The organism is Franzmannia qiaohouensis, assembly GCF_031451695.1.
Taxonomy (GTDB): Bacteria; Pseudomonadota; Gammaproteobacteria; order Pseudomonadales; family Halomonadaceae; genus Franzmannia; species Franzmannia qiaohouensis.
Genome location: NZ_JARWAM010000048.1, coordinates 1 through 1,223, shown reverse-complemented (window position 1 = coordinate 1,223; position 1,223 = coordinate 1). Strand labels below are relative to the sequence as shown.

Genomic DNA, 1,223 nt, shown 5'->3' with positions numbered 1-1,223 from the left:
ATAGGTGCCTGACGATGACCTACTCTCACATGGGGAGACCCCACACTACCATCGGCGCTGAGCGGTTTCACTGCTGAGTTCGGCAAGGGATCAGGTGGTTCCCGCACGCTATGGTCGTCAGGCGAAAAACAGAGGAATCATGCCGACACGATACGTCTCAACGCATCCGTCAATTGTTACGTAATCCACAGACCCCTTGGGGTTATATGGTCAAGCCTCACGGGCCATTAGTACACGTTAGCTCAACACATTGCTGTGCTTCCACACCGTGCCTATCAACCAGCTAGTCTCGCTGGGCCCTTCAGGAGGCGTAAAGCCTCAGGGAAGTCTCATCTTGAAGGGGGCTTCCCGCTTAGATGCTTTCAGCGGTTATCCTGTCCGCACATAGCTACCCGGCAATGCCACTGGCGTGACAACCGGAACACCAGAGGTGCGTCCACTCCGGTCCTCTCGTACTAGGAGCAGCTCTTCTCAAACTTCCGACGCCCACGGCAGATAGGGACCGAACTGTCTCACGACGTTCTAAACCCAGCTCGCGTACCACTTTAAATGGCGAACAGCCATACCCTTGGGACCGACTTCAGCCCCAGGATGTGATGAGCCGACATCGAGGTGCCAAACACCGCCGTCGATGTGAACTCTTGGGCGGTATCAGCCTGTTATCCCCGGAGTACCTTTTATCCGTTGAGCGATGGCCCTTCCATACAGAACCACCGGATCACTAGAACCTACTTTCGTACCTGCTCGACGTGTCTGTCTCGCAGTTAAGCACCCTTATGCTCTTGCACTCAATGCACGATTTCCAACCGTGCTGAGGGTACCTTCGTGCTCCTCCGTTACTCTTTGGGAGGAGACCGCCCCAGTCAAACTACCCACCACACACTGTCCTCGACCCGGATAACGGGCCTGAGTTAGAACGCCAATGATGCCAGGCTGGTATTTCAAGGTTGGCTCCACCCGAACTGGCGTCCGGGTTTCTAAGCCTCCCAGCTATCCTACACAAGCAACATCAGCATCCAGTGTGAAGCTATAGTAAAGGTTCACGGGGTCTTTCCGTCTAGCCGCGGGTACACAGCATCTTCACTGCGATTTCAATTTCACTGAGTCTCGGGTGGAGACAGCGTGGCCATCATTACGCCATTCGTGCAGGTCGGAACTTACCCGACAAGGAATTTCGCTACCTTAGGACCGTTATAGTTACGGCCGCCGTTTACCGGGGCTTC

At 54.9% G+C, this 1,223-nt stretch carries 2 rRNA genes; both read right to left on the bottom strand.

Annotated elements, in window-relative coordinates:
- Positions 1 to 6: 6 nt before the first annotated feature.
- Positions 7 to 122 (bottom strand): 5S ribosomal RNA (rrf, locus tag QC821_RS21670).
- An 84-nt stretch (positions 123 to 206) separates the two neighbouring features.
- A 23S ribosomal RNA gene (locus tag QC821_RS21665) occupies positions 207 to 1,223 on the bottom strand; the annotation flags it as partial.